This window comes from Pseudocitrobacter sp. RIT415, assembly GCF_003057695.2.
Taxonomy (GTDB): Bacteria; Pseudomonadota; Gammaproteobacteria; order Enterobacterales; family Enterobacteriaceae; genus Pseudocitrobacter; species Pseudocitrobacter faecalis.
The window spans coordinates 61,628-85,184 of sequence record NZ_QBJC02000020.1 but is presented as its reverse complement, the minus strand read 5'-3'; the positions used below and the strand labels follow the sequence as shown (position 1 = coordinate 85,184).

General features: G+C 53.8%; 26 protein-coding genes and 1 riboswitch. Of the genes, 18 read left to right on the top strand and 8 right to left on the bottom strand.

The window, feature by feature from the left end:
• Positions 1-28 precede the first annotated feature (28 nt).
• A complete protein-coding gene (locus tag DBY68_RS17915; protein WP_108474493.1) occupies positions 29-475 on the bottom strand; it encodes a hypothetical protein in 447 nt (148 codons plus the stop codon).
• Positions 476-641: 166 nt separating this feature from the next.
• Here DBY68_RS17915 and DBY68_RS17910 point away from each other — a divergent pair, with 166 nt between their 5' ends.
• The 5 genes from DBY68_RS17910 (at position 642) to brnQ (ending at position 4,559) form a co-directional block, all read left to right on the top strand.
• Positions 642-1,340: an RluA family pseudouridine synthase gene (locus DBY68_RS17910; protein WP_108474492.1), complete on the top strand. Its 699-nt coding sequence runs from the start codon at positions 642-644 to the stop codon at positions 1,338-1,340.
• 112 nt (positions 1,341-1,452) lie between these two features.
• Complete coding sequence (locus DBY68_RS17905) at positions 1,453-1,830, top strand: RidA family protein (protein ID WP_108474491.1); 378 nt, start codon at positions 1,453-1,455, stop codon at positions 1,828-1,830.
• On the top strand, positions 1,815-2,453 hold the full coding sequence (locus DBY68_RS17900) for a PAS domain-containing protein (protein ID WP_108474490.1): 639 nt from the start codon (positions 1,815-1,817) through the stop codon (positions 2,451-2,453). The genes DBY68_RS17905 and DBY68_RS17900 overlap by 16 nt, the downstream gene beginning before the upstream one ends.
• The gene (locus DBY68_RS17895) at positions 2,443-3,249 is read left to right on the top strand and encodes a PhzF family phenazine biosynthesis protein (RefSeq protein ID WP_199538672.1); all 807 of its coding nucleotides are present in this window, start codon (positions 2,443-2,445) and stop codon (positions 3,247-3,249) included. Before DBY68_RS17900 ends, DBY68_RS17895 begins: the two co-directional genes overlap by 11 nt.
• A gap of 146 nt (positions 3,250-3,395) precedes the next feature.
• Positions 3,396-4,559 carry a branched-chain amino acid transport system II carrier protein gene (gene brnQ / locus DBY68_RS17890; RefSeq protein ID WP_108474488.1) on the top strand — a complete coding sequence of 388 codons (1,164 nt, stop codon included), beginning with the start codon at positions 3,396-3,398 and terminating at the stop codon, positions 4,557-4,559.
• Positions 4,560-4,620: 61 nt separating this feature from the next.
• On the opposite strand, the gene DBY68_RS17885 is transcribed toward brnQ, so the two are convergent.
• The gene (locus tag DBY68_RS17885) at positions 4,621-4,866 is read right to left on the bottom strand and encodes a YmjA family protein (RefSeq protein WP_108474487.1); all 246 of its coding nucleotides are present in this window, start codon (positions 4,864-4,866) and stop codon (positions 4,621-4,623) included.
• A gap of 46 nt (positions 4,867-4,912) precedes the next feature.
• Positions 4,913-5,806 (bottom strand): LysR family transcriptional regulator, encoded by an 894-nt coding sequence (locus DBY68_RS17880; RefSeq protein WP_108474486.1) that lies wholly within the window; start codon positions 5,804-5,806, stop codon positions 4,913-4,915.
• Between the two features lie 91 nt (positions 5,807-5,897).
• On the opposite strand from DBY68_RS17880, the gene DBY68_RS17875 reads away from it, so the two are divergent.
• Positions 5,898-6,638 carry a pirin-like bicupin family protein gene (locus tag DBY68_RS17875; protein ID WP_108474485.1) on the top strand — a complete coding sequence of 247 codons (741 nt, stop codon included), beginning with the start codon at positions 5,898-5,900 and terminating at the stop codon, positions 6,636-6,638.
• Between the two features lie 77 nt (positions 6,639-6,715).
• Complete coding sequence (locus tag DBY68_RS17870; RefSeq protein ID WP_108474484.1) at positions 6,716-7,354, top strand: DNA-binding protein; 639 nt, start codon at positions 6,716-6,718, stop codon at positions 7,352-7,354.
• Between the two features lie 181 nt (positions 7,355-7,535).
• Here the strand turns inward: DBY68_RS17870 and puuP are convergent, their stop codons facing one another.
• From puuP to puuA, 3 genes are all read right to left on the bottom strand, one after another.
• The gene (gene puuP, locus DBY68_RS17865; protein WP_108474483.1) at positions 7,536-8,921 is read right to left on the bottom strand and encodes a putrescine/proton symporter PuuP; all 1,386 of its coding nucleotides are present in this window, start codon (positions 8,919-8,921) and stop codon (positions 7,536-7,538) included.
• Complete coding sequence (locus DBY68_RS22820) at positions 8,911-9,075, bottom strand: hypothetical protein (RefSeq protein ID WP_146745483.1); 165 nt, start codon at positions 9,073-9,075, stop codon at positions 8,911-8,913. Before DBY68_RS22820 ends, puuP begins: the two co-directional genes overlap by 11 nt.
• A gap of 150 nt (positions 9,076-9,225) precedes the next feature.
• On the bottom strand, positions 9,226-10,644 hold the full coding sequence (gene puuA / locus DBY68_RS17860; RefSeq protein ID WP_108474482.1) for a glutamate-putrescine ligase: 1,419 nt from the start codon (positions 10,642-10,644) through the stop codon (positions 9,226-9,228).
• A 212-nt stretch (positions 10,645-10,856) separates the two neighbouring features.
• Here puuA and puuD point away from each other — a divergent pair, with 212 nt between their 5' ends.
• The 10 genes from puuD (at position 10,857) to DBY68_RS17805 (ending at position 20,995) form a co-directional block, all read left to right on the top strand.
• Complete coding sequence (gene puuD / locus DBY68_RS17855) at positions 10,857-11,621, top strand: gamma-glutamyl-gamma-aminobutyrate hydrolase (protein ID WP_108474481.1); 765 nt, start codon at positions 10,857-10,859, stop codon at positions 11,619-11,621.
• A 25-nt stretch (positions 11,622-11,646) separates the two neighbouring features.
• Positions 11,647-12,204, top strand: a complete 558-nt coding sequence (puuR, locus tag DBY68_RS17850) for an HTH-type transcriptional regulator PuuR (protein ID WP_015964977.1) — start codon at positions 11,647-11,649, stop codon at positions 12,202-12,204.
• Between the two features lie 163 nt (positions 12,205-12,367).
• Positions 12,368-13,855 (top strand): aldehyde dehydrogenase PuuC, encoded by a 1,488-nt coding sequence (gene puuC / locus DBY68_RS17840; protein ID WP_108474479.1) that lies wholly within the window; start codon positions 12,368-12,370, stop codon positions 13,853-13,855.
• A 2-nt stretch (positions 13,856-13,857) separates the two neighbouring features.
• Positions 13,858-15,138, top strand: a complete 1,281-nt coding sequence (gene puuB / locus DBY68_RS17835) for a gamma-glutamylputrescine oxidase (protein WP_108474478.1) — start codon at positions 13,858-13,860, stop codon at positions 15,136-15,138.
• Positions 15,139-15,175: 37 nt separating this feature from the next.
• Positions 15,176-16,441: a 4-aminobutyrate transaminase gene (puuE, locus tag DBY68_RS17830; RefSeq protein ID WP_108474477.1), complete on the top strand. Its 1,266-nt coding sequence runs from the start codon at positions 15,176-15,178 to the stop codon at positions 16,439-16,441.
• Positions 16,442-16,672: 231 nt separating this feature from the next.
• Positions 16,673-17,686 (top strand): D-cysteine desulfhydrase, encoded by a 1,014-nt coding sequence (locus DBY68_RS17825; protein ID WP_108474476.1) that lies wholly within the window; start codon positions 16,673-16,675, stop codon positions 17,684-17,686.
• Positions 17,683-18,399 (top strand): amino acid racemase, encoded by a 717-nt coding sequence (locus tag DBY68_RS17820; protein WP_108474475.1) that lies wholly within the window; start codon positions 17,683-17,685, stop codon positions 18,397-18,399. Before DBY68_RS17825 ends, DBY68_RS17820 begins: the two co-directional genes overlap by 4 nt.
• Positions 18,400-18,432: 33 nt before the next feature.
• Complete coding sequence (locus DBY68_RS17815) at positions 18,433-19,440, top strand: glycine betaine ABC transporter substrate-binding protein (protein ID WP_108474474.1); 1,008 nt, start codon at positions 18,433-18,435, stop codon at positions 19,438-19,440.
• Entirely contained in the window at positions 19,437-20,207 is a 771-nt protein-coding gene (locus tag DBY68_RS17810; RefSeq protein ID WP_108474473.1) for an ABC transporter permease, read from the top strand. The genes DBY68_RS17815 and DBY68_RS17810 overlap by 4 nt, the downstream gene beginning before the upstream one ends.
• Positions 20,207-20,995 carry an ABC transporter ATP-binding protein gene (locus DBY68_RS17805; RefSeq protein ID WP_108474472.1) on the top strand — a complete coding sequence of 263 codons (789 nt, stop codon included), beginning with the start codon at positions 20,207-20,209 and terminating at the stop codon, positions 20,993-20,995. Before DBY68_RS17810 ends, DBY68_RS17805 begins: the two co-directional genes overlap by 1 nt.
• 46 nt (positions 20,996-21,041) lie before the next feature.
• Here the strand turns inward: DBY68_RS17805 and DBY68_RS17800 are convergent, their stop codons facing one another.
• Both DBY68_RS17800 and DBY68_RS17795 read right to left on the bottom strand, forming a co-directional pair.
• The gene (locus DBY68_RS17800; RefSeq protein ID WP_108474471.1) at positions 21,042-21,476 is read right to left on the bottom strand and encodes a universal stress protein; all 435 of its coding nucleotides are present in this window, start codon (positions 21,474-21,476) and stop codon (positions 21,042-21,044) included.
• Positions 21,477-21,705: 229 nt separating this feature from the next.
• Positions 21,706-22,023 (bottom strand): putative quinol monooxygenase, encoded by a 318-nt coding sequence (locus DBY68_RS17795; protein ID WP_108474470.1) that lies wholly within the window; start codon positions 22,021-22,023, stop codon positions 21,706-21,708.
• Positions 22,024-22,334: 311 nt separating this feature from the next.
• Positions 22,335-22,433, top strand: a riboswitch (guanidine-I (ykkC/yxkD leader).
• A 58-nt stretch (positions 22,434-22,491) separates the two neighbouring features.
• Between DBY68_RS17795 and DBY68_RS17790 the strand changes: the two genes are divergently transcribed.
• The gene (locus DBY68_RS17790; protein WP_108474469.1) at positions 22,492-23,550 is read left to right on the top strand and encodes a putative urea ABC transporter substrate-binding protein; all 1,059 of its coding nucleotides are present in this window, start codon (positions 22,492-22,494) and stop codon (positions 23,548-23,550) included.
• Positions 23,551-23,557: the final 7 nt, after the last annotated feature.

Sequence of the window (23,557 nt, the reverse complement as noted above, 5' to 3'; positions counted from 1 at the left end):
TTCATATACACAGAGACGCGAATAAGTGTTACTGCTGGCAACCCTGGTTTTTGGAGTAATATTTGGGACCAGGGTTATAAGCCTTAAAGCTTCCCTTTTCAAATATTTTGCTATTTTCAATAGCCGCATCATTGGCTAACGCGTCCGGATTGATGCTAAATTTCATATAACTGACATCTACTTTTCCGTCTTCAGCATCTTGCCTGACGTCTATTTCTTCCAGGTTATCCTTACTACGAAATATTGCGTTGGTCAGTTTTGGTGTCGAGGCTGCGTTAGGATTGTATAAAGGATACACAACACCCCCCATGATTAAGCCCTTTTCGGTTATATGCAGCGGTGTTGGGGAAATATCCTTACATATGAAAGGTTTTGATAGGTCTATAGGGCTGCTAAAAAGCCCTGCATGTGTCGAGAAGGTTGCCCCTGAAAATAAAACAGTGGCAACGACAATAAGCAAAGAATTGTGTTTCATTAAGTAAAGCCTGTAAGGATATTATTCGGTTAAATTGCAACAGATCATAAATTATTGGTCAGGGAAATCAACCCGCCACTCCGCCTGAAATACTTAACCAAATAATTCGCCCCCCAGCCTAATCTCCGTTATCATCCGCTGCCACCCTCACAACTCAGGTCGCGTCATGTCTACCCTTATCGACACGTTTATAGCGCCTCCATGCCATGACGATGTAGAGATCCTCTATCAGGATGAACATATCCTGTTGATTAACAAGCCTTCCGGCCTGCTGAGCCTGTCAGGTAAAAACCCGCAAAACAGTGATTCGGTACATTACCGGCTGGTGCAGCAATTCCCTGGCTGTACGCTGGTGCATCGCCTGGATTTTGGTACATCTGGTTTGATGCTCGTCGCGCGCAACAAAGTGATTAACGCGGCGCTGTGTCAGCAGTTTAGCCAACGTGCTGTAAGCAAGGTTTACACGGCGCTGCTTTGCGGGCATCTGCAGAATGACCAGGGTGTGATTGACGCGGCAATTGCCAAAGAACCGTCGTTGTTTCCACGTATGTCGATAAGCACCCGTGAAGGTAAACCTGCCCGTTCGCGGTACAGCGTCATGGCGCGTTTTTACTATCCAGTGGTACAAGGCGCGTCGCTACCGGTCACGCGGGTGAAGCTCTTTCCAGAGACCGGACGTACTCATCAGTTACGTATTCACTGTCAGTATCTTGGCCATCCCATTTTAGGTTGTGATCTCTATGGTGGCCGGCTTCTTCCGGGTACCGATACGGTGCCTCGGTTAATGCTGCACGCAAGCGCATTGCAGTTTACTCATCCTGTTAGCCAATTGCCGGTGAATGCCCGGCATGACAGCCCCTTTTAGGAACCTCATCGCGCACCGGTAAAATTCAACAACTGTTTATTTTTATAAAAATGTTTAATTTTAAAATCGCGATGCTATCATGTGCCCATACATCAACTATGGGCATGGCATTATGACGCTACAACGATACCCCTCCAGCAAACCGTTTCCCTTCTCGGATATGGTGAAAGCCAACGGTTTTGTCTTTCTTTCAGGCCAGGTCTCCATGACGCAACACGGTGAGCCTTTGCCGGGTTCCGTCACCGAACAAACGCTGCGCATTATGAATTCTATTGAACAGACGCTGGCGCTTGCCGGGGCGACGTTAAACGATATTGTGCGCGTACAGGTGTGGCTCAGCGATATGGCGCATTTTGCTGAATTTAATGCGGCATATCGCAGCCACTTCCCGGACGGATTCCCTGCGCGTTCGGTGGTCACCAGCCAGCTCGCCTTTGGGCTGGATGTGGAGGTAGAAGTACAGGCGGTCGAACCATGTCAAACCTGCTGAACATTCTAATGGCGTCGATGGATGCCCTGCGCACTACGCTTGCCGCGAATACAGAAGCCGTTTTACACGATCTGACGAAGCCGGAATGCTCTGTTATCAGTATTGTCAACGGTCATGTCAGTGGCCGAAAACCGGGCGATTCTTTGCTCTCCGGGCCCAATGATGATGTCGGGTTCCTGGGGCTGCTGGAGCCGGCCCAGCGTGTGCCTTCCCGCGTGTTCAATAACTACAAAACCACCACCTCCTCAGGCAAAGTGCTCAATAGCGCCTCGACGATTTACTACAGTGAGGACGGCGTCCCGCTTGTGGCCTTTTGTATTAATGTCGATTTGGACGTTGTAAATAACCTGAAGCGCAATCTGGATTCTCTGTTACCGCCAGCGGCAGAGCAGGAAACTGAGAATACGAGCGACAAAATACCCGCGCACTCTTTTGATGACGTTATTGCTAAATTCCGCCAGACGGGGGCAGAAAACAAAATACAGTTTCGCAAACGTGTGGTCGCGGAATTGCAAAAAATGGGCTTCTTTAAGGTAAAAGGCAGCGTGGGGCATATCGCGCATGCGCTGGGCGTTTCGCGCTACACCATTTATAACTACCTGGAAAAAAATGATGAAAAATAACAAAACACACAACATTCCATTCTATCAGGTTGATGCATTCACCTCCGAGCCTTTCGGCGGTAACCCGGCAGGCGTGTGTCCGCTGAATGAATGGCTAAGCGACGACACATTGCAGGCTATTGCCCGCGAAAATAACCTGTCGGAAACGGCGTTTTTTGTGCCGACGGACGAGGGCTATCACCTGCGCTGGTGCACGCCGGCGGTAGAGGTGGATCTGTGCGGTCACGCCACGCTTGCCGCATCCTGGGTGCTGTTTAATAAACTCGGCTATTCCGGGAAAACGATTCGCTTCCTGACACGCAGCGGGGAGCTTAACGTCACGCGAAATGGCGATGAATATTGCATGGATTTCCCGGCGCAAAAGGCGCAGCCCATCGACACGCCCGCAGGATTACTGGCGGCGCTGGGCATCACTCACGGTGTGGTTGGCGTGTGGAAAGCGGCCGATTTAGTCGTGCTGGTTGAAGATAAAGCGATAATTGATGGCCTGTCGCCTGACTTTAACGCGCTCAATGCTTTTGATACGCGCGGCATCATTGTGACGGCGGCGGGTGACGATTTTGACTTTGTCTCGCGCTGGTTTGGCCCACAGGTTGGCGTTATTGAAGATCCGGTTACCGGTTCAGCGCATACGTTCCTCGCGCCGTTCTGGGCGGAGCGTCTGGGCAAAAATAGGTTATCAGCCCAGCAGGGCGGGGCACGTAAAGGCACGCTGCGCTGTGTCGTTCGCGACGATGGACGTGTCGAACTGTACGGTGCGGCACGCATGATGATTGAAGGAACCTTTAGCCTGTGATGAAGCATAAAGAGCCTCGCTATGTGGTCGCCTTTGGAACGGCCATCATTGTGCTTTTGTACGTTGCCTATGTCTGGGGAAGTTTGAACCAGTTCTGATATCGGGTGGCGCATAACGTCGCCACTCTCTTTTAAAGAGTTTCTTTCATGTCGGATACAAAACACCTCTCTTTCGCGGATACGCTCGCGTTAGGTGGGATGACCCTTGCGTTATTTTTGGGGGCCGGGAATATTATTTTCCCGCCTCTGGTGGGGATGCAGGCGGGCGCCAATTCTGTCACCGCGGGAGCCGGTTTTATTATTACTGCCGTGCTGTTTCCTGCGCTGGCCATTATTTCTCTGGCGATCAATAAAGGGGATATTAACGAACTGACGCGCCCATTAGGGCGGGCCGTGAGTATTGCTTTTATCAGTGTTTGTTTCCTGACGCTCGGAGTTTTATTTGGTACACCGCGTACGGCCACCATTAGCTATGAAGCGATTACCAACGGTGCGCAGAGTACGTTGACGCAAAAAACGGTCTTCTCTTTTGCGTTCTTCGCACTGGCAGGCGCGGTGCTGGCAAAATCGGGTAAACTGCTGGAAATTGTCGGCTTTTTTCTCTCTCCGGTAAAAATTGGCGCACTGATTTTCATTGGCGTCACGGCCTGGATTTACCCTACTGGCGCACTGACCTCCGCGGTCGATGCCTTTGATAGTAATCCGTTTGGTGCCGGATTTATTAATGGCTATCAGACACTGGATGTCATTAGCGCCTTATGCTTTGGGGCGATCATCACGCACACGCTTTATCAGCGCGGCATCGTCAATGCCAAAGGTATTCTGCGGTATTCCAGCCGCGCAGCGCTGATTGCCGCCGCCGGGCTGGTGCTTATTTACGTCTGTTATATTTCTATGGGCGCGCATACGCTGGAACATTCCGCCAGTAACGGGATGCAAATTATGAGCGCTTACGTGGAGACCGTCTTTGGTGTATATGGCCGCGCGTTGTTGGCGGCAATTATTACGCTTGCGTGTCTGGTCACGGCGATTGGTTTGACGACCGGCACCGCGCGTTATTTTCATCAGGTTAGCGGGATCCCTTATGGCCTGCTGGTAATGTTATCACTGGTGCTTTCTGCGATGATTGCCGTACTGGGGCTGGATTCGCTGACGATGCTGGCGGTTCCGGTGCTGAGTGCGATTTATCCGGCGGCGCTGGTGGTGGTGGCGTTGGGAATTGTCAGAAAATGGCTCGCCATTCCAACGATGTTATACCGGGGATTATTCTTTACCGCGCTTATCGTGGGTGTGGTTAGCGCCTTTCTCTGATGGGCTTCACTGCCCGGTATGTGTACCGGGCAGTACCCGCATTATCGTCACGGGTAGGGAATTACTCATTTCCCCATTGATTCAAAAACTCCGCAATCTCATCAATTCGCGCGGCTTTTATACCCGCTTCATCGGCCATCTCTTTCTGCGCCTCTTCGCTGATCTCTTCGTTATTCATCAGGCGGGTCAGCAGCAGTTGAAAATAGTGCGCCAGCGGTGTGCGTTCAGACTCGGCGACCGGCTCTGCGCATTCCGTCGCGTATTCATCGGCAATATCGTAATACTTCAATGGGATATCGTTGTTCATAAAAAGCCTCGGGTTAACGTTTCGCGTGTATCTGCGCGGGATAGTATCACTCAATGGACGTACACAACACTTCGCGCAGCCACGCCATAAAGGTGGTGACGCGCACGGGCGTATAGTGGCGAGTGGGGCGGATGAGCGAAAGGGGCAGCGCTGATGGCGCATGCTCCTGCATTACCGGCACCAGCGTGCCCGCATGCAGCGCATCTTCGACGATAAACCACGGCAGCATAGCAATGCCCATCCCCTGGATTGCCGCTTCCCGCAGCACGTCGCCGTTATCGGTGATAAGCGGGGTATTCATCTCAGGCAGCTCTTTGCCTTCGGTAAATCCCCACTCATCGCGCGCGGAGAGCAGCGAATAACGCAGACAATTGTGCCCGGCGAGTTCAGCAGGTGACGCCGGAACACCGTTACGCGCCAGATACGCCGGCGAGGCGCAAAACAGCCGTGGGAGGTCTGCCAGATGTGTGCAAACCAGCGAAGAATCATTTAATGCGCTGATGCGTAATGCCAAATCCAGTCCTTCTCCCACCAGATCCGACAGTCGGTCTTCCAGCTGTAACTGCACGGTGATGTGCGGATATTTCGCCATAAAAACGGGCAGCAGAGGCGCCAGTTTTTTCACCCCGAAGGTTAACGGCGCCGACAGACGAATTACGCCGCTCAGCGTCTCCTGAAAGCAGTTTAGCCGCTCTTCCGCCTGTTCCAGTGATTCAAGGATCCCTTTCACATCCTTGTAAAACTGCTCACCGGCGGTGGTGAGCTCCAGGTGTCGCGTCGTGCGGTTGAGCAGACGCACGCCCAGGCTCTGTTCCAGCGAGGAGACGCGGCGGCTGATGGAGGCGCTGCTGGTTTCCAGTTGTACGGCGGCGTTATAAAAACTCCCCGTTTCGATCACGGCGACAAAACTGCGCAGGGCGATGAGATCGTATTCTTTCATTTTTCGTAACGGTGAATTGTGTGTGGCCCCATTTATCCTGGGGAGAAAGGTCATTACTCTGTCCGCATTATATGAACACCGGAGAGAAACAATGACAACCCAATACCGCGTAAAAAAAGGCGAATCCCTGCATTATCTGCCCGCAAGTGATTATCACCCGGCCGATACCTACTTCCATTTTTCGTTCGCCAATTATTACGATCCTGACAACATGAATTATGGCGTATTGCGTGTGGTGAATGATGACAACGTGAAACCGCACAACGGTTTTGGCCGCCATCCGCATCAAAACATGGAAATTGTCAGCTATGTGATTGATGGGCAGCTCACCCACTGGGATAGCGCAACACAAACGGAAGAGACGTTGGGACGCGGGCATGTGCAAGCGATTACCGCCGGGAACGGCGTCTGGCACTCAGAGCTTAACAAACATGATGAGTGGTGCCGCTTCCTGCAAATCTGGATCCTGCCGCCGAAACAGGGGCTGGAGGTGCGTTACAACCAGCGTAAATATCAGGCGGAAGAGCGCGAAAACAAGCTCCTGCATATTGTCGGTAGCCTGAATAATGACGATGCGCCGCTGATGCTCAACCAGGATGTGAACATGTTTGTGAGCGAACTGACCAATCCGACTGCGGAAGTGGAATATCAATTGCAGGCCGGTCGTCAGGCGTATATCAATAACTTCGAAGGTGAAGTGAATGTGAAAGGCATCGCTACGTTAGGTAAAAAAGATACGCTGGAAATTACCGGGCCGGCAACGCTGAAATTCAGCACCGCAAAAGAACAGAGTCATTTCATTATTATCGAAATGCCTGAGTCTCACGCCTGATTTTTAACGCATGACCCTGTCGATTTTTCCGGACACTTGCTAAAGTAAGCTGCTGATAGCAAAGGAAGGAATGCACCGTGGCCGGAAGAATCGATTATCAGATTGAAAAATACAGCTTCACCGAAGCGGGCGAGTCGCCGCGTCTGGCCCAGCAGTGGCGAGAGGTGATTGAAGAGTGCCGTCAGTCCGGCGCGGGTGCGCAGGAGCGTTTGCGTATTGCGCTGCTGAACGTTGACTACGTCACCAGCTTCGAATTGCCTTTTCGCCTGCTGTTAATTCGTGCGCCACAGCTTATCGCCGCCGTGCGCGATGAACTTCAGCTCAGTCAGAAAAATGTCCTCTTTAACGGCAAACGTTTTGGTTGTGTTTACAGCCTGAAAGCCAGCCTGGACGCCATTCCCGACGACTATCAATACCGCTTGTCCACGCGCATCCGGCGAATGGATGGCCCGCTTTCAACCGCCTCGCCGTATCAGGAGATTGCCAAACAGATTAAACAGCCGCGCGAGCGTTTGAAGCTGGCGCTGGAAAATGATCTACAGGTAACGGCGCTTGATGGGCTTTTTTGGTTTGGCATTCAACGAATAGCCGCAGATGTGCAGCGGTTGCGTAAAACGGGGATGCAGATCAGCACCGCAGAGGTGGAGGTGTTTGATAACCTGACCGGCACCACCCGGCGGGTACCGTATTACCAGCAGGTTAAAAGCGGCGCGTAGTGCGCCGCTTGAGTCTGATGGCAAACGCAACATTGCCTGATGCGCTGCGCTTATCAGGCCTACAAGGTTTCTGCAATATATTGAATTTGCGCTATTTTGTAGGCCGGATAAGGCGTTTACGCCGCATCCGGCATGAACAACGGGCACGTTGTCAGCGTTGTTGCCCGATGCCATCCAACAATTACGTCTCACTCACTGGCGTTCTGTCACCTTCATACAACGGCACTTTGCGATAACGTCTCACCAGATACCACAGATACGCCCCACCCAGCGCCGCCCACACCAGGCCCAGCGTCAGTGACGTTGACTCCAGGTTAACCCACAGCACGCCCACCGTCAGCGCGCCAACCAGCGGCATTAATAAATAGTGGAAGTGTTCCTTCCAGCTTTTATTCATCCCTTTGCGCCGCCAGAAGTGGTTGAACACCGACAAATTCACGAAGGTAAACGCCACCAGCGCGCCGAAGTTAATCAGCGCCGTGGCGGTGACTAAATCGAAGAACAGCGCCGACAGCGCCACAATCCCGACCATAATGACGTTCAGTGCAGGCGTGCGCCATTTCGGATGCACATAGCCAAACACGCGTTCCGGGAACACATTGTCGCGCCCCATCACATACAGCAGACGCGACACGCTGGCGTGTGACGCGAGGCCGGATGCCAGCGTGTTCACAAACGTGGTGCAAAGGAAAATCGACTGGAACAGCTTGCCGCCGACGTACAGTGCAATCTCCGGCAGTGCGGCATCCGGGTCTTTAAAGCGGCTGATATCCGGGAAGAACAGCTGCATAAAGAACGACGCCGCGATAAAGATAATGCCGCCGTACACCGCCGTCAGAAAAATCGCTTTCGGAATAACCCGCGCGGCATCCGGCGTCTCTTCGGAAAGCGTGGTCACCGCATCAAAACCGAGGAACGAGAAGCAGACGATCGTCGCCCCGGTAATAATCGGGATCAGATGCGCGTTCTCACTGATAAACGGCTGTAGCGACCAGACGGTGCCAACGCCTTCACCTTTATGCAGCCCCTGAACCACCAGAATGATAAACACCACCATGATGGAGATTTGCACCAGCACAAACAGGGTATTGAAGTTAGCCACCAGGTTGACGCTCTTCAGGTTCGCGGCGGTTAAAATGGCGACAAACGTCACCACCCACACCCACGGCGGCACGTCCGGGAAGAGGGCGGAGAGATAAATCTTCGCCAACAGCACATTGATCATCGGTAAAAAGAGATAATCCAGCAGCGATGACCAGCCGACCATAAAGCCGACATGCGGGTTAATCGACTTTTGCGCGTAGGTATAGGCCGAGCCTGCCTCCGGGAACTGGCGAACCAGCTTGCCGTAACTGACAGCGGTAAACAGCACGCCGGCCAGCGCCAGCAGATAGGACGCCGGAACGTGGCCGTCGCTGATGCCGGACACGATGCCAAAGGTATCGAAGACGGTCATCGGCGTGAGATAGGCAAGCCCCATCATCACCACCTGCCACAGCTTCAGTGACTTACGCAGTTTAGTTTTGCCGGGTTGGGCGGCGATATCCAGTGAGGAATTAAAGGCCATGATGCGTGCCTCCGCTGCGTAATCGGGTTTGCGGTCGCGTCGACCTGAAATCAAACCTGTTTAGCAGGGGAAGCAAGGGGGGCGGGGTACTTTCGGTCGTGGAGAGGGCGCAAACGCAGCCTCCCTCGCCATGCGGGTATTTCATCATCGGCATCATCTCATTTCCTCGTCACAGTCTGTATCGTTAACGGAAGCCCGTTGCCGCCTGCGTTCCATAACGCGACATACGGGAAATGTCTGGATTACCAGCAAATGTCAGGCCAGGCTCCGCTCAGGCCGGTGATACATACCCCGCAAGGGGCCACTACGCGTTTTTCAACATCCACTCAATTTCGGTTTCAGTAATGAGGCGCTCAAACTGCAACAGCTCATCATTCTTACAGGCGTGATATACATGGCAGAAACGCTCGCCCAGATAGTGGCGCAGGTCGTCATTTTGCATAAACTCCCACAGCGCATCGCTCTGACGAATCGGGAAGGGTAAGCCCTCCTGCTCCAGCCCGTTGCCTTCTACTTCTTCCTGCAACGGCAGTTCGTTATCGAGACCGTGCAGAATACCGGCGAAAATCGCCGCCATCACTAGATACGGGTTGGCATCGGCCCCCGCCACGCGGTATTCCACGCGGTGGTTATGACGATCGCCGCACGGAATACGCAGGGCGACGGTGCGGTTGTTATGGCCCCACGACGCCTGCGTTGGCACATACATCCCCGGCTGGAAGCGGCGATACGAGTTCACGTTCGGCGCCAGCAACGCCATCGACGATGGCATCAGGTCAATCATCCCGGCGAGCATCTTTTTCAGCAGCGGCGAATCTTCGCCGTCCGCGTCAGAAAGAACGTTCTCACCACGGTTATTTTGCATGCTGATATGAATATGCATCCCGCTGCCCGCGTGCTCTTCATACGGCTTCGCCATAAAAGTGGCGTGCATCTTATGCTTTTCCGCCATCAGACGCACCAGGCGTTTAAGGGCTAATGCATCATCGCAGGCATCCAGCACGTTATCAGTGTGATACAGGTTGATTTCGAACTGGCCCGGTGAGGCTTCGGCGACCGCGCCATCAGCCGGGATGAGCTGTAACTGCGCCAGTTCATCAATATCATTGAGCACATCGGCGAAGTGGTTGAGGTTATCAACCGAGTAAACCTGGCTTTGGGTGTTGCGGTCATCGGTGCCGGGCGCGCAGGGCGGTTGCAGATACCCTTCGGCGTCGCGTTTGCGATCCAGTAAATAGAACTCCAGCTCTACCGCTACGACCGGGAACAGTCCGCGCTGGCGTAGCTGCTGCCACAGGCGGTTGAGTACATTCCGCGGCTCAACGTCAAAGGGAGCGCCATCTTCATCGACCATGGTCAGGAGCATCTGACCGATATATTCCGGGTCGGCGGCGGAAGGGGTTAAGGAACCCAGTACCGGCACGCAGGTACGATCCGGTTCGCCCATATCCTGACCCAGGCCCGCTTCTTCTACGACGTTACCCAGAATGTCCATCGCGAAGACGGAGGCCGGGAAATAACATCCTTTCTCAAGCTTCTTCAGGCTGGCTACCGGGACGCGTTTTCCGCGGAAGCAACCATTCAGATCGGTAAGCAGTACATCAACATATTGCGTATTCGGGTAGCGCTCCAGGTAGCGTTTCACTTCCTGCGTAAAGGCGCTACCCCGCCTCTCTTCTGACTGCTGAACAAAGTTCTCAACTTCAACGATATTGGTTTCCATGATTCTTCGCCTTTGGTTTTGTTTTCCGCTCGCTATGAAAGCGTAAAATATAATGACCACTCTTCGAATTTGTATGCAAACTAAATGTTTGTCAAATGTTAAATTAAGTTTGCAAAACCGAAAATCCACTGCTAGATTGAAAAAATATTGAACAGAAAGGTCATTTTAACCGCAGTAATGGCGATAATTTAGTCCACTTTGTGAGATCGATCATGGAAAATATAATGTACAAGCCGGTTATCGGTATCGTGATGTGCAGGAACAGGCTTAAGGGTCATGAGACCCAGACCCTGCAAGAAAAGTACCTGAATGCCATTATTCACGCGGGCGGTTTGCCGATTGCGCTGCCACACGCGCTGGCGGAGCCAGCGTTGCTCGCAGAACTCCTGCCGAAACTCGATGGCATTTATCTGCCTGGCAGCCCCAGCAATGTGCAGCCGCACCTTTATGGTGAAAACGGCGATGAGCCTGACGCCGATCCCGGGCGTGATCTTCTGAGCATGGCGTTGATTAACGCTGCACTCGAAAGGCGCATCCCCATTTTCGCCATTTGCCGTGGGTTACAGGAGCTGGTGGTGGCCACCGGCGGGAAGCTGCATCGCAAGCTGTGCGAGCAGCCAGAACTGCTGGAACATCGTGAAGATCCTGAACTGCCGGTAGAACAGCAGTATGCGCCATCGCACGAAGTGCTGGTTGAAGAGGGCGGATTACTTTCCGCGCTGTTACCTGACTGTAGCAACTTTTGGGTAAACTCTCTGCACGGGCAGGGGGCGAAGGTTGTGAGCCCGCGATTGCGCGTCGAGGCCCGTTCGCCGGATGGGCTGGTGGAGGCGGTGAGCGTCAATCATCACCCCTTCGCGCTGGGCGTGCAGTGGCACCCGGAATGGAACAGTAGCGAGTATGCGCTTTCGCGTATATTGTTTGAGGGCTTTATCACCGCTTGTCAGAACCATATCGCTGAAAAACAGCGACTCTGACCCCTACAGTTAAGGAAATGCAAATATGAGTGATGACGGACTGGCACCGGGTAAACGCTTGTCGGAAATCCGCCAGCAACAAGGACTTTCACAACGTCGTGCCGCCGAACTCTCCGGGCTGACTCACAGCGCTATCAGTACGATAGAGCAGGATAAAGTCAGCCCAGCCATCAGTACGCTGCAAAAGCTGCTGAAGGTGTATGGTCTGTCACTCTCGGAATTCTTTTCCGAGCCGGAAAAACCTGATGAACCGCAGGTCGTCATTAATCAGGACGACTTAATTGAAATGGGGAGTCAGGGTGTGTCGATGAAGCTGGTTCATAACGGGAACCCGAATCGCACGCTGGCGATGATATTTGAAACTTATCAGCCGGGTACGACGACCGGGGAGAGAATTAAGCATCAGGGTGAGGAAATAGGCACTGTATTGGAAGGTGAAATTGTACTGACCATTAATGGTCAGGATTATCACCTCGTCGCGGGGCAAAGTTATGCCATTAATACCGGCATTCCGCACAGTTTCAGTAATACGTCGGCAGGTATTTGCCGAATTATCAGCGCCCATACCCCCACCACGTTTTAATCTTTTTGTTTTTGCTAGCCGGGTAAGCCAAGCGCACCCGGCTAGCTATAAAGGCAATCCATAAAGAATGTCGCCGGAAGTAAACGGGCTCATCGCCCGGGGATCTCTGCGCCCTGACGTTCACAAACTGCATATATCTGATAGACGTGAAACAGGAGTCATAATGAATTTTCATCATCTGGCTTACTGGCAGGATAAAGCGTTAAGTCTCGCCATTGAAACCCGCTTATTTATTAACGGTGAATATTCCGCCGCGGCGGAAAATGAAACCTTTGAAACCGTTGATCCGGTCACCCAGGCACCGCTGGCGACTATCGCGCGCGGCAAAAGCGCCGATATTGACCGCGCAGTGAGTGCAGCGCGCGGCGTATTTGAGCGCGGCGACTGGTCGCAGGCCGCCCCGGCAAAACGTAAAGCGGTGCTGAATAAACTCGCCGATTTAATGGAAGCCCACGCGGAAGAACTGGCGCTGCTGGAAACCCTCGACACCGGTAAACCGATTCGTCATAGCCTGCGTGATGATATTCCCGGCGCGGCGCGCGCCATTCGTTGGTACGCCGAAGCCATCGACAAAGTGTACGGTGAAGTCGCCACCACCAGTAGCCATGAGCTGGCGATGATCGTGCGCGAACCGGTCGGCGTGATTGCGGCCATCGTCCCGTGGAACTTCCCGCTGTTGCTGACCTGCTGGAAACTCGGCCCGGCGCTGGCGGCGGGGAACAGCGTGATTCTGAAACCGTCTGAAAAATCGCCGCTCAGTGCGATTCGTCTCGCCGGACTGGCGAAAGAAGCGGGGCTGCCGGATGGCGTGCTGAACGTGGTGCCCGGTTTTGGTCATGAAGCCGGGCAGGCGCTTTCGCGTCATAACGATATCGATGCCATCGCCTTTACCGGCTCGACGCGTACCGGTAAACAACTGCTGAAAGACGCCGGCGACAGCAATATGAAACGCGTCTGGCTGGAAGCGGGGGGCAAAAGCGCCAACATCGTTTTCGCCGACTGCCCGGATTTGCAGCAGGCGGCAAGTGCCACCGCCGCAGGCATCTTCTACAACCAGGGCCAGGTGTGCATCGCCGGAACGCGTTTGTTACTGGAAGAGAGCATTGCCGATGAATTCTTAGCCCTGCTAAAACAGCAGGCGCAAAACTGGCAACCGGGGCATCCGCTTGATCCCGCAACCACCATGGGCACCTTAATCGACAGCGCTCACGCAGACTCGGTACACACCTTTATCCGTGAAGGCGAAGGCAAAGGGCAACTGCTGCTGGATGGTCGTAACGCTGAACTGGCTGCGGCCATCGGCCCGACCATTTTCGTGGATGTGGATCCGAATGCAGCCTTAAGTCGCGAAGAGATTTTCGGCCCGGTGCTGGTGGTCACGCGTTTCACATCAGAAGACCAGGCGCTGCAGCTTGCCAACGACAGCCAGTACGGCCTCGGTGCGGCGGTATGGACACGCGATCTCTCCCGCGCGCACCGCATGAGCCGCCGCCTAAAAGCCGGTTCCATCTTCGTCAATAACTACAACGATGGCGATATGACCGTACCGTTTGGCGGCTATAAGCAAAGCGGCAACGGTCGCGACAAATCCCTGCACGCCCTTGAAAAATTCACCGAACTGAAAACCATCTGGATAAGCCTGGAGGCCTGAAAATGACCGAACATACCAGCAGTTATTACGCCGCCAGTGCGAATAAATATGCGCCTTTCGACACGCTGAATGAGTCCATCACCTGTGATGTTTGCGTGGTTGGCGGCGGCTACACCGGGCTCTCCTCTGCGCTGCATCTGGCCGAAGCGGGCTTTGACGTGGTGGTACTCGAAGCCTCACGCATTGGCTTTGGCGCCAGCGGGCGCAACGGTGGCCAGCTTGTAAACTCCTACAGCCGCGACATCGACGTCATCGAAAAAAACTACGGCATGGACACCGCCCGTATGCTCGGCAGCATGATGTTCGAAGGCGGAGAGATCATCCGCGAACGCATCAAACGCTATCAAATTGACTGCGACTATCGCCCCGGCGGCCTGTTCGTGGCGATGAATGATAAACAGCTCGCCACGCTCGAAGAGCAGAAAGAGAACTGGGAACGCTACGGTAATAAACAACTGGAACTGCTGGACGCCAACGCCATTCGCCGCGAAGTGGCCAGCGATCGCTACACCGGCGCGCTGCTGGATCACAGCGGCGGGCATATTCACCCGCTGAACCTCGCCATTGGCGAAGCCGACGCCATTCGTCTGAACGGCGGGCGTGTGTATGAGCTTTCAGCGGTGACGCAGATCCAGCACACCACGCCCGCCGTTGTGCGCACTGCCAAAGGCCAGGTGACGGCGAAATATGTGATTGTCGCCGGGAATGCGTATCTGGGCGATAAAGTGGAGCCGGAACTGGCGAAACGCAGTATGCCGTGCGGCACGCAGGTGATCACCACCGAGCGGCTTTCCGATGAGTTAGCCCGTTCGCTGATCCCGAAAAACTACTGTGTCGAAGACTGTAACTATCTGCTTGATTACTACCGCCTGACCGCCGATAACCGCCTGCTGTACGGCGGCGGCGTGGTGTACGGTGCGCGTGACCCGGATGACGTTGAGCGCCTTGTGGTGCCGAAACTGCTGAAAACCTTCCCGCAACTGAAGGGCGTCAAAATTGATTATCGCTGGACGGGCAATTTCCTGCTGACCCTTTCCCGGATGCCGCAGTTTGGTCGTCTTGATACCAACATCTATTACATGCAGGGCTACAGCGGCCACGGCGTGACCTGTACCCATCTTGCCGGGCGTTTGATTGCTGAACTGCTGCGCGGTGATGCCGAACGCTTCGACGCCTTCGCCAATCTGCCGCATTATCCGTTCCCCGGCGGGCGCACGCTGCGCGTGCCGTTTACCGCGATGGGCGCGGCCTATTACAGCCTGCGCGATCGTCTGGGCGTTTAATTTCCGATTAACCGTGAAGAGTCAAAAGGTGTGAAACATGAGCAACAATGAATTCCATCAGCGTCGTCTTTCTGCCACCCCGCGTGGGGTTGGCGTAATGTGTAACTTCTTCGCCCAGTCGGCTGAAAACGCCACGCTGAAGGATGTTGAAGGCAATGAATACATCGATTTCGCCGCAGGCATCGCGGTGCTGAACACCGGACACCGCCACCCTGAACTGGTGGCGGCAGTGGAACAGCAACTGCAACAGTTTACCCACACCGCGTACCAGATTGTGCCATACGAAAGCTACGTCACCCTGGCGGAGAAAATTAACACCCTTGCGCCGGTGAGCGGTCAGGCTAAAACCGCGTTCTTCACCACCGGTGCGGAAGCGGTTGAGAATGCGGTGAAAATTGCCCGCGCCCATACCGGGCGCCCCGGCGTGATTGCGTTTAGCGGCGGCTTCCACGGCCGCACGTATATGACCATGGCACTGACCGGAAAAGTCGCGCCGTACAAAATCGGCTTCGGCCCGTTCCCCGGTTCGGTGTATCACGTGCCGTATCCGTCAGAACTGCATGGCATTTCGACGCAAGATTCCCTCGACGCCATCGAACGCCTGTTTAAGTCTGATATCGAAGCGAAACAGGTGGCGGCGATTATTTTCGAACCGGTGCAGGGTGAGGGCGGTTTCAATGTGGCACCAAAAGAGCTGGTTGCTGCCATTCGCCGTCTGTGCGACGAGCACGGTATTGTGATGATTGCTGATGAAGTGCAAAGCGGTTTTGCGCGTACGGGTAAACTGTTTGCTATGGATCACTATGCCGATAAGCCGGATTTAATGACCATGGCAAAAAGCCTCGCGGGCGGGATGCCGCTTTCGGGTGTGGTGGGTAACGCAAACATTATGGACGCGCCCGCGCCGGGCGGGTTGGGTGGTACCTACGCCGGGAACCCGCTGGCGGTGGCCGCCGCGCACGCGGTACTCAACATTATCGACAAAGAATCCCTTTGCGAGCGCGCGAATCAACTCGGTCAGCGGCTGATAGACACGCTGATTGAGGCCAAAGAACGCGTTCCGGCAATTGCTGCGGTACGCGGGCTTGGCTCGATGATCGCGGCTGAGTTCAACGACCCGCAAACGGGCGAGCCGTCAGCCGCGATCGCGCAGAAAATTCAGCAACGCGCGCTGGCTCAAGGGCTGCTACTGCTGACCTGCGGCGCGTACGGCAACGTGATTCGTTTCCTGTATCCGCTGACCATCCCGGATGCGCAGTTTGATGCGGCCATGAAAATTTTGCAGGATGCGCTGAGGGATTAATTACCATAATAGCGGGCTGCAATTGTGCAGCCTGCTATTAAGACTGGATTAATATTATTAATTAACGCTTTTTTAGAATAACGTTCTTCGTCCTCTCTCTTATGCTGCCTGATCATATCAATAGCCAAAAAACTTGGTTAGCCCGTTCTTCATTGTTCAATATAGTCATTCCTGTGTTCTTGCTCATTCGCGTGATAAGCGTTTAGCGACTATTTTACAGGAGTTATAATTATGCATCTCGCTCGATTTCCCCGGCTCTCGTTCGGTCATTTCCCCACGCCATTAGAACCGTTAACCCAGCTCTCTCAACTGCTTGGCGGTCCGAATATTTGGATCAAACGCGACGATTGCACTGGCCTTGCGACGGGGGGAAATAAAACCCGCAAACTTGAATTTTTACTGGGCGATGCGCAGGAAAAACAGGCCGACGTTATTATCACTCAGGGTGCAACCCAATCAAATCATGTGCGACAGACCGTAGCCGCAGCGGCAAAACTTGGCCTCAAAACACATATTTTCCTTGAGCAGCGAGTGACCACACTCGGCGATGACTACCAGCACTCTGGCAATATTTTGCTTGATGGCCTGTTAGGCGGCGAAATTATTGCACACTTGCCAGCCGGAACCGATATGCAGCAGGCGATGGAGCATCACGCAGAAACGCTACGTTCGCAGGGATTCAAACCGTATGTTATCCCCGGTGGCGGTTCGAATCCTGTCGGTGCGTTGGGCTATGTAGCCTGCGCACAGGAACTGCTGTGGCAGTCCAGTCAGCAACGTCTGAGAATCGATCATATCGTTCATGCAACGGGAAGTGCCGGCACGCAGGCAGGATTAGTGGCTGGCCTTCACGCCTCAAACAGTGGTATTCCGCTGCTCGGTATTAGCGTACGAGCACCGCGTGAAAAACAGGAGCAAAACGTCTGGCGCCTGGCCCAGCAAACGCTGGAACTGTTGGGCGTCGAGGGCGAATTGCCACGCGAAAGCGTAAGAGCTAACAGCGACTATGTTGGTGAAGGGTACGGCCTGCCGACATCATCCATGCTGGAGGCCCTGCAACTGTTAGCACAGCATGAAGGCATTTTGCTCGACCCGGTTTATTCCGGAAAAGGATTCGCCGGGCTGATTGGTCTGATTCGCGAAGGCGCTTTCCGTAAAGGGGAAAATGTGGTCTTCATCCACACTGGCGGTTCCGCAGGCCTGTTTGGCTACCGCCAGGTGATCACCGACTCGCTCGCCTCATGAGCCGCCCCTTTTTATTAGGTGTGCTGGGTGGGATGGGCCCATTGGCCACCGTCGATTTTATGCACAAGCTTCTGCGAGCCACGCCTGCCAGGAACGATCAGCAGCAAATTCCTCATGTGGTGTGGAATGTTCCGCAAATTGCCGATCGTCAGCGTGCGCTGGCCGGAGAAGGACCGTCGCCGCTTCCGCAACTGCTTCACGGTATACAGCAGCTTAATCGGTTGGGTGTTAGCCATATTGTTATCGCCTGTAACACCGCGCATCACTGGTACGACGCGTTAAAACAAGAAAGTGAGGCGCTGATGCTGCATATCGCGGATGCCACGCTCGAGGCGATAGAGGACAAACCGCAAAAGGTGGGACTCATCGCAACACAGGGAACGCTGGATGCAGGTTGGTTTCAACAACGATTCGCGGCCATTGGCACGGAAAGCCTGCTCCCGACCCAGGATGAAATCGCGCGTTGGTTTGTTCCGGGGTGCTATGCGGTGAAACGCGGTGATTTGCAGCAGGGGGGCGAGTTGCTGACATTGCAGGCGCGGGCGCTGCGTGAACGTGGTGCTGAGAAACTGGTGCTGGCCTGTACAGAAGTCCCTGTAGCGTTAGAGGCTGTTTCTTCGCCCTTCCTTAACGAGGCCATTGATCCTGCCGAGGCGCTGGCGCAGCAGTGCGCAAGCCTTTGGTTGTCCCGGCGTAATGGTCAAATTATTTAAATGATTTCACACAGAATAATACAGAGAGACAACATGAAAAAAAGTCTGGTTTTTTTACTCGCAGCAGGCAGTTTCTGGGTTAACAGTGTTTTTGCCGACACGCCGTCTGAAGTGCGTGTTGCCTATAGTGGTGGCTCTCAGGTTTTAATGCTGGCAAAGGCGGATGGGTCACTGGATAAAGCATTAAACAGTAAAGTGAAGTGGGTGCAATTTGCGTCAGGGGCCGATGCCTTAACCTACTTCGCCAGCAATGCGATTGATATTGCCAACTTCGGTTCCAGCCCGGCAACCGCAGGCATTGTCAGAAAACTGCCGGTCGAAATTATTGGTGTTTCCGGCGTCATTGCCAGCTATGAGCGGTTGATTGGTAAAGAGGGGATTAACGGAATTAAGGATATCGAAGGCAAACGCGTGGCGTATCCGCCAAACTCCACCGCGCAATATGCGCTGGAAGCCGCGATCACCGTCAATAAACTGGATCGCAGTAAAATAACCCTGCTGCCGCTACGTCCGGCAGAGATGGTGGCGGCGTGGAAACGTGGTGATATTGATGCGGGTTATGTATGGGCGCCTTTTGCGCAGGAGCTGGAATCGGCAGGGGGGCATCAGGTCTTTGCCACTAAAGAACTGCAAAAAGCAGGCTATCTCATTTACAACAACTATGTTGTCCGTAAGGCCTTTGCGGAACAATATCCTCAGGTGGTAACCGCCTTCCTGCGCGTGCATCAGGAAAAAGTCAACGAGTTCAAAAAGGATCCGGAACGCGCTTCCGCGATTGTTGCAAAAGAAGTCGGTGCGCCGCAAACGACGGCGGCTAACACACTGAATGGCCTGGAATATCCGACATTAGCTGAGCAGAGTACGCCATCCTGGTTGGGGAACGGTACGAATACCAGCGACAGCGGTATTGGAAAAGCGCTGAGTAAAACGGCGAACTTCCTTGCCGGCATTGGCGAGATCCGGCAGCGCGATATCCCGACAAACTGGAACAGCGCCATCAATGTCCACTACATTCAAGATGCGGCGGTGTCCGGACAATGAAATTGAGTCAACATATCGCCATCAGCGTGGTATCGGTGGCGGTTTTCTTTATGCTCTGGCAAACGGCGGCAACAAGGCAGTGGGTGGATCCACTGCTGCTTCCCTCGCTGACGGATATTGGCTTAACGGCGCGTGAGTTGCTGGAAGATGGCTATCGTCAGGTACCGCTCTGGCAGCATATCGCTGTCAGTCTGGCCCGTGCATTGAGCGCCTTTGCGCTGGCTATTGCGATTGGCATCCCGCTGGGATTATTAATGGGGCTTTCAGACACGCTGGCTGCTGTCCTTAACCCGTTTGTGCAATTTCTTCGTCCGTTGCCCAAAATCGCGCTGATTCCGCTGGCGGTGGTGTGGCTGGGAATTGGCGAGTCGTCAAAATTCTTTTTGATATTTATCGCGACGTTTTTGAGTGTGGTTGTCGGTGCGTCGGCGGCCGTAGAGCGAATTGGCCGCTCGCGTATTCGCGTGGCACAAACGCTGGGCGCGACGCGTCGGCAGATCTTTATGCGTGTGGTATTGCCTGATGCGCTGCCGGATCTTTTTACAACAGTCAGGCTCTCGATTGGTATTGGCTGGACGTCGCTGATTGCGGCGGAAATGGTGGCTGCCAGTTCAGGGCTTGGTTGGATGGTGGTGAACGCCAGCGCCTATCTGCGCACGGATATTGTCATGTTGGGTATTCTGCTGTTGGGCGGGATTGGATATCTGCTCGATTTAATGATTCTGGGTTTGCAGCGCGTAGCTGTACCCTGGGCGGGGAAAGAATAATGAGTTCTATCTCACTTGAAAACGTGTCACTTGCCTTTGCGGCCAAGCCGAATCCGGTCACGGTTCTCGACGATATCTCCCTCACCCTGAAAAAAGGGGAGTTTGTGGTATTGCTGGGGCCATCGGGCTGCGGGAAATCGACCATCCTTAATCTTGTTGCGGGGTTTACTCGCCCCGATAAAGGTACGGTGAAAGCCGCGGGGAAAAAGGTGACGCAACCGGGGCCGGATCGCGGCATGATCTTTCAGCAGGCAAACTTGTTCCCGTGGCTGTCTGTGCTGGAAAACGTCACCTTTGGCCCGCGTCTAGGCAAATATAATAAAGAGGACGTGAATAATCAGGCGATTAACTGGCTGTCCCGCGTAGGATTAAAAGGTTTTGAGCATCATGCGCCCTGGCAGCTTTCTGGTGGGATGAAGCAGCGTGTCGCGTTGGCTCGCGCCTGGCTGCCGGAGCCGGAGGTTTTGTTGCTGGATGAACCCTTTGGCGCGTTGGATGCACAAACACGATTAATGATGCAGGAACTGCTCCGCGACGCCTGGCTGAAAACGGAAACGACTCTCCTTTTTGTTACTCACGATGTGGAAGAGGCGCTGTTTCTGGCTGACCGTATTCTGGTTATGTCGGCCAAGCCGGGGCGAATTGTCGAAGAGATTGTGCTGCCGTTTACCCGTGAGCGGAATATCGAAACGCTGGCAGAACACCCGCAGTATACTGAAATAAAACATCGTGTTCTTCATCGCGTGCGTACGGAAGCGAAGCGCCATATGGCCGCGTCGCTTCAGTAATCGACCGATAGCCTGCGATAAGCAGGCTTATTTTTTTTGCGTACCTTTACAGGCGAATCACAAACACCGGCACGCGAGCATGGCGTAAAATCCCCGAAGCTTCAGACCCCAGCAGATGCGACTGCTTTGCCGGATTGCGTGAACCAATCACCACCACATCCGCTTTCAGTTCATCCGCCAGCGTCGCGACGGCGTCACGCACTTTCCCGCTGCGAATATGGTGATGAATACGGTTCTGCGGGAATGAGAGACTTCTTGCCAGCTGCGCCATTTTCTCTTCGCTCGCACACTGTAAATATTGCTGCATTTTCTTCGCGTCTGCGATAAAACCGCGGGTAAGCATGGGGGAAAATTCCGGGAGCACGTGCAGAAGGTGAATATCACCATCTGCTTTCTCGGCCAGATATTGCGCGTGTGCTAAGGCGTTGTTGGCAAGGTCGGACTCAAAGACATCAACAGGAACCAGAATCGTTTTATACATAGTTGAAATCCCTTCATATCAATCATTTGCTGAAATAATCTTTATTGTGGATAACAACGCATGAAGGGGGTAGCGATCGCGGTCACTGATTAAGAAATATCGACAAATCAGATGGTTAATTTACAGTTTGTGACTGACATTTGCCGGGGGCGCTGCGCTTGCCCGGCCTACAGGGATGAAGAACCCGTAGGCCTGATAAGCGAAGCGCATCAGGCGTTATGGCACACACCTACAGTTTGTTCAGCCGCTGAACGCTAATGTTATCCAGCTTGCCGTCTAAGATTTCCAGAAAGTCATCGTGATACGGCATGGCGACGTGTTTTTTCAAATCGTCCTCAGACTTCCAGCGCTCAATAAACACAAATGATACCGCGCCTTCCACCGCCAGATTACGCACGTCCGGAATGGCGCGGCTTTCGTGCAAATCATATTGCAGGCAACCCGCCTCCAGCTGTGTGGGGCCAACCATTGCCTGTGCGGCGGAGCGGATGGTATCGACATACTCTTTGCGCGGAGTCAGGGTGGCGACAATTTTCACTTCACTCATCGTGATATCCTTTTTGTTATCAATATCTTTAAAGCTCAATCATTGAGCTTAGTGATGAAATGGCACTTGCGCCAATAATGATGACCTCCGGCTACCAGAGCCGAACTTTCCCCGGTGAGGCCTCTTTCATATTTCCCTTAAACAATGCGGTTTTTCATTACGCCCCAAATCCATGCATTGCACCGCTTTGGTTCCCCAAACTGGTGTTGTTGACATCGAAAATATCCCATCCTGGTGATTTAACGGCACATTCCCTTCTGGCATGCAGATTGCAACATCACAGGCAGAAGGCAGCGTAAGACAATCTGGCATCAATGGCTGGCTAGGGTTCCGGTTCACGAAGGTGAACGTCAGGTCCGAGAGCTGGCGACCTCGACGAGGTTACACGGCGGGACAAAAGCCCGGGAGACAGCAGCACCATAGGGTGTCGCGCTGCCCCCACTTTTTTGTGCCAAACCGAGGTCTATGATGAAGAGATTGCCGTTTGTTCGCTCACTTGCTCTAACGCTTGCGCTGTTCGCCTGCGCCCCCTCATTTGCCGCCGTCAAAAAAGAGTTCAACATCTGCTGGACTATCTACGCAGGCTGGATGCCCTGGGGCACCATCAGCAACGAAAAAATCATTGATAAATGGGCCAGCAAATACGGCATTAAAATCAATATTGTCCAGCTTAACGATTACATCGAATCCATAAACCAGTACACCGCGGGCCAGTTTGACGGCTGCACCATGACCAACATGGATGCGTTAACTATCCCCGCAGCGGGTGGTGTTGACACCACGGCGCTGATTACCGGTAGCTACTCTGACGGCAACGACGGCGTGGTACTCAAAGGTGCGGATAAAAAGCTCAGCGACCTGAAAGGCCTGTCGGTGTATCTCCCTGAACTGTCGGTTTCTCATTACCTGCTGGTGCGCGGGCTGGAAAAAGCGGGGCTGGCGGAGCGAGACGTGAAGGTGGTCAACACCTCGGATGCGGATATCGTCTCGGCATTTTCTACCGCTAACGTGCGCGCCGCCGTGGCGTGGAACCCGCAGCTTTCCGTTATTAAGCAAACGCCGCAAACCACGGAAGTGTTCAGCTCTTCGCAAGTACCAGGAGAACTAATTGACATGCTGGTGGTGAACAGTGAAACCCTGCATGACAACCCGGCGCTGGGTAAAGCCTTGACCGGCGCATGGTTTGAAATGATGGCAAAAATGCAGGCGGGCGATAAGCAGGCTTTGAGCGCAATGGCCGCTGATTCTGGCACCGATCTCGCCGGTTACCAGGCACAACTCAAAACTACCCATCTTTTCTGGACGCCCGCCGATGCGCTGGCTTTCATCACCGCGCCTGAGCTTGTAAAAACCATGCAGCGCGTGGCGCAGTTCTCTTTTGATAAAGGGTTATTAGGCGAAGGCGCGGCGAGCGCGGATTTCATCGGCATGGCGTTCCCCGGTAACGCGACCCTCGGGGATACCGCTAACACCAAACTGCGCTTTGATGACCGCTATCTGAAGATGGCCGTTGCAGGCCAGCTGTGATAATTGA

What these genes read in the sequence shown, in the direction of transcription:
- DBY68_RS17915 (WP_108474493.1), bottom strand. Translation starts at nt 475, where the DNA reads ATGAAACACAATTCTTTGCTTATTGTCGTTGCCACTGTTTTATTTTCA.
- DBY68_RS17910 (WP_108474492.1), top strand. Translation starts at nt 642, where the DNA reads ATGTCTACCCTTATCGACACGTTTATAGCGCCTCCATGCCATGACGAT.
- DBY68_RS17905 (WP_108474491.1), top strand. Translation starts at nt 1,453, where the DNA reads ATGACGCTACAACGATACCCCTCCAGCAAACCGTTTCCCTTCTCGGAT.
- DBY68_RS17900 (WP_108474490.1), top strand. Translation starts at nt 1,815, where the DNA reads ATGTCAAACCTGCTGAACATTCTAATGGCGTCGATGGATGCCCTGCGC.
- DBY68_RS17895 (WP_199538672.1), top strand. Translation starts at nt 2,443, where the DNA reads ATGAAAAATAACAAAACACACAACATTCCATTCTATCAGGTTGATGCA.
- brnQ (WP_108474488.1), top strand. Translation starts at nt 3,396, where the DNA reads ATGTCGGATACAAAACACCTCTCTTTCGCGGATACGCTCGCGTTAGGT.
- DBY68_RS17885 (WP_108474487.1), bottom strand. Translation starts at nt 4,866, where the DNA reads ATGAACAACGATATCCCATTGAAGTATTACGATATTGCCGATGAATAC.
- DBY68_RS17880 (WP_108474486.1), bottom strand. Translation starts at nt 5,806, where the DNA reads ATGAAAGAATACGATCTCATCGCCCTGCGCAGTTTTGTCGCCGTGATC.
- DBY68_RS17875 (WP_108474485.1), top strand. Translation starts at nt 5,898, where the DNA reads ATGACAACCCAATACCGCGTAAAAAAAGGCGAATCCCTGCATTATCTG.
- puuP (WP_108474483.1), bottom strand. Translation starts at nt 8,921, where the DNA reads ATGGCCTTTAATTCCTCACTGGATATCGCCGCCCAACCCGGCAAAACT.
- DBY68_RS22820 (WP_146745483.1), bottom strand. Translation starts at nt 9,075, where the DNA reads ATGCCGATGATGAAATACCCGCATGGCGAGGGAGGCTGCGTTTGCGCC.
- puuA (WP_108474482.1), bottom strand. Translation starts at nt 10,644, where the DNA reads ATGGAAACCAATATCGTTGAAGTTGAGAACTTTGTTCAGCAGTCAGAA.
- puuD (WP_108474481.1), top strand. Translation starts at nt 10,857, where the DNA reads ATGGAAAATATAATGTACAAGCCGGTTATCGGTATCGTGATGTGCAGG.
- puuR (WP_015964977.1), top strand. Translation starts at nt 11,647, where the DNA reads ATGAGTGATGACGGACTGGCACCGGGTAAACGCTTGTCGGAAATCCGC.
- puuC (WP_108474479.1), top strand. Translation starts at nt 12,368, where the DNA reads ATGAATTTTCATCATCTGGCTTACTGGCAGGATAAAGCGTTAAGTCTC.
- puuB (WP_108474478.1), top strand. Translation starts at nt 13,858, where the DNA reads ATGACCGAACATACCAGCAGTTATTACGCCGCCAGTGCGAATAAATAT.
- puuE (WP_108474477.1), top strand. Translation starts at nt 15,176, where the DNA reads ATGAGCAACAATGAATTCCATCAGCGTCGTCTTTCTGCCACCCCGCGT.
- DBY68_RS17825 (WP_108474476.1), top strand. Translation starts at nt 16,673, where the DNA reads ATGCATCTCGCTCGATTTCCCCGGCTCTCGTTCGGTCATTTCCCCACG.
- DBY68_RS17820 (WP_108474475.1), top strand. Translation starts at nt 17,683, where the DNA reads ATGAGCCGCCCCTTTTTATTAGGTGTGCTGGGTGGGATGGGCCCATTG.
- DBY68_RS17815 (WP_108474474.1), top strand. Translation starts at nt 18,433, where the DNA reads ATGAAAAAAAGTCTGGTTTTTTTACTCGCAGCAGGCAGTTTCTGGGTT.
- DBY68_RS17810 (WP_108474473.1), top strand. Translation starts at nt 19,437, where the DNA reads ATGAAATTGAGTCAACATATCGCCATCAGCGTGGTATCGGTGGCGGTT.
- DBY68_RS17805 (WP_108474472.1), top strand. Translation starts at nt 20,207, where the DNA reads ATGAGTTCTATCTCACTTGAAAACGTGTCACTTGCCTTTGCGGCCAAG.
- DBY68_RS17800 (WP_108474471.1), bottom strand. Translation starts at nt 21,476, where the DNA reads ATGTATAAAACGATTCTGGTTCCTGTTGATGTCTTTGAGTCCGACCTT.
- DBY68_RS17795 (WP_108474470.1), bottom strand. Translation starts at nt 22,023, where the DNA reads ATGAGTGAAGTGAAAATTGTCGCCACCCTGACTCCGCGCAAAGAGTAT.
- DBY68_RS17790 (WP_108474469.1), top strand. Translation starts at nt 22,492, where the DNA reads ATGAAGAGATTGCCGTTTGTTCGCTCACTTGCTCTAACGCTTGCGCTG.